The organism is Hydrocoleum sp. CS-953 (assembly GCF_002260545.1).
Taxonomy (GTDB): domain Bacteria; phylum Cyanobacteriota; class Cyanobacteriia; order Cyanobacteriales; family Microcoleaceae; genus Trichodesmium.
In genome coordinates this window covers 1-2,710 of the sequence record NZ_LGSU01000310.1, presented here as the reverse complement: position 1 = coordinate 2,710, position 2,710 = coordinate 1, and the positions used below count along the sequence as shown (strand labels likewise).

At 34.5% G+C, this 2,710-nt stretch carries 1 protein-coding gene; it reads right to left on the bottom strand.

Translation table 11 applies throughout. The features are described 5' to 3' along the window. Nucleotides 1-1,231: 1,231 nt before the first annotated feature. Nucleotides 1,232-2,137 carry a RimK family alpha-L-glutamate ligase gene (locus AFK68_RS02845; protein ID WP_094671470.1) on the bottom strand — a complete coding sequence of 302 codons (906 nt, stop codon included), beginning with the start codon at nucleotides 2,135-2,137 and terminating at the stop codon, nucleotides 1,232-1,234. Nucleotides 2,138-2,710 lie beyond the last annotated feature (573 nt).

Sequence of the window (2,710 nt, the reverse complement as noted above, 5' to 3'; positions counted from 1 at the left end):
GGAAGTGTGGGGAGTGTGGGAGGTGTGGGGAGAGGTTAAAAGTAGGAAAAATCTATACTAACCAATTAATAATTGTCAAAAAAATATTTTGAATCTTGGTAAATATTTAACTGTTGAAGTATAGCCGAAGTATAGCATTAATGCATGGTAATTGGTATAATACCAGGCGTGATAAATGTTTATTACAAATTGTAGAAGCAAGGAAGAGGGAAGAAGGAAGAAGGAAGAAGGAAGAAGGAAGAAGGAAGAAATTTTGAATAAAAGAGGGAAAATGATAGATATAGCTTTCTATAATGAATTTCAGCAGCTATTTTTAACTATCTCTGATAGAGATGCACTTTTATGTAGCATTCTTTTTTCATGCATGGTATAAAGCCTCTAGATTAATTGAGAAAAAAGCGGTTGTTTGCGGAGCATGACCTAGGATAGGATGGCGTTTTGCTTCGCAACATATAAAGCGTTTCGGCGCTTGAGCCGACATGGAAAGCGGAGCATTCCGTCAGGAAATGCGGATCATGACCTTAGGAAAGCTTTGCGCCAGCAAAACGCCATATCCAATCAACCAAGAGAAGAAGAAAAAATTCCTTTTAGTCAATCGTCTTCTTTATAAGAAGAGGTAATAATTAACTATTAATTATTGAATCGATCTTTCTTTTTTTTCTTTTTTGAATATTTTTTTTGGGGAAATTTTATATCCGATTGATGAATTTATTTTTGTATTGTTTAGGTGTAATTCCTGTAAGTTAGTTAAAGTATTTTAGTTTTGAAGTAATCGATATTGTCTGACAACATTTTTATTAATCCCTGAAAGCTAATTTATTAAAGAGAATCTCAAGAAAGTAGGTTTGTAGTAAAATTAGGTGTAAATTTGGAGTACAATTCAAACCTTATCTCATACCGTTTCACGGAAGTTAAAAGTCAGTAGGGGGTAATTTCCTACGGAATGCTTTCCAGAATGCAAAACGCGAATCACCCGTACAAAAGTCATGTATTCAGATTTCATACAGTCAAAACTTTGATTCCACACTAATTTCAGGAAATTATTTCACATCTAAAGTTTGAGACTATTTGTGACATCTTTAAAGTGAATTGGTATCACCAATGAACGGTCTACCTAATCCTCAACGCCAACCATACCCAAGTGACCTGAGTTATTCAGCCCGGGGAAATAGTCAAGTCTCTGATACCTGAATCAGAAGTATTCAACCAGATATGATATTATTCCTCTACTTTAACTTGTTAATAATTCGATTAAATCTTCAGTTATCGGACAACCTGTTTCCCTCTCAAAATGAAGAAACATCGGACTAAAATTTGCCTCTAGAAAAATAAAGTCTCCATTCGGTTTAAATCGCCAATCAATACCAGTCCATTTCAAACCGAATGCTTTGGTAATAGCTAAACATTGTCTTTTTATATCTTCTGGTGTTTCTAAATAGATTAATTTTGCTCGTTTATCTTCCCTAAAATCTAAGGAACTACTCCGAATTTCAGCCGAATAAACTTTTTCTCCAATTACATAACTACGAATATTTGTACCAGGAATATATTCTTGAATAGTTACGGGAGAAATACTTAAAGCTAAATTCATGCGATTAATTTCTAGATGTTCTTTCGTTAAAAGTTGAGTATGAGAACCACCATAAACAGGTTTAAAAATTACATCCAGATAAGATTGAGAGAAATTGATAATTTCCTGAGCATCATTAGTAACTAATGTAGCTGGAATAGTCACACCTATTTTGTTTGCTAAACTTAATTGTAATGGTTTCTCTTTATGAAATTCATAAGCTTCCCAACCATTAACCCATTTTTCCGGGGTACACCGCATAAAAGAGCGTAACAAACCAGTTGCATCATTAACTGCTATTGTCTGCTGATATGAATCAGCTAATTGAGGAACATTTACTCCTGAAAAAGTCCGCCAGAAAATTTTATTTATATCTGTTAAATCCCATTGTCTGCCATCTGGAAATGTTAAATATCCTGTATGATTAATAGGTTGCCAAGATATTTTTAATTGAGTGGGAAATAAACGAGTATCTAAATATTCAACTGTTATTCCTTTTTCTGTGAGAGATTGTTTGAGGTGAGCAGCATGAATATCTTCATTACTACCCAGAATTAAAATTTTCATATAATAAGGGAATAGTTCATTAATGGATAATGGATAATGGATAATGGATAATGGATAATTATAGCAATCCGCGCTTATGTTGCGGGTAATTAAAAAGTAAATAAAAAAGTTGAAACTCCCACCTGTTGCTTGTAGCAATAGTGCCTCTCTTGGTGCGCGTTCCCTTGCGTCTGTCGCCGACGCGGGGTCGCACCGCTGTTGCCTAAAAAGCAGTAATATTTTTGCCACGAATATGCGGAGGATTGCTATATTTTTGTTTTGCTGTCGCACAACTCTGTTTTTTTCCGTAGGAAAGTTTTGCGGAACCTTTGCAATTATCAATTATCCATTGGTAACAGAGATTTATAGTAAACATTGGCTTTGTTGCATGAAAGTATATAGTTGCTGCACAAGCAAGTGCATATCATATGTACTTCATAAGGCGCGGAAACTGCTACAACTATTGGACAATAGATGAATCAAACATCAATATAAGACAGAAAAAGGCTGAAACTTTTACCTGTAAAGGTTTTGAGATTTGGTCGGCAAACCCTAACTATTGGACAATAGATGAATAGAACATCAATAATTGCG

What these genes read in the sequence shown, in the direction of transcription:
- AFK68_RS02845 (WP_094671470.1), bottom strand. Translation starts at nt 2,137, where the DNA reads ATGAAAATTTTAATTCTGGGTAGTAATGAAGATATTCATGCTGCTCAC.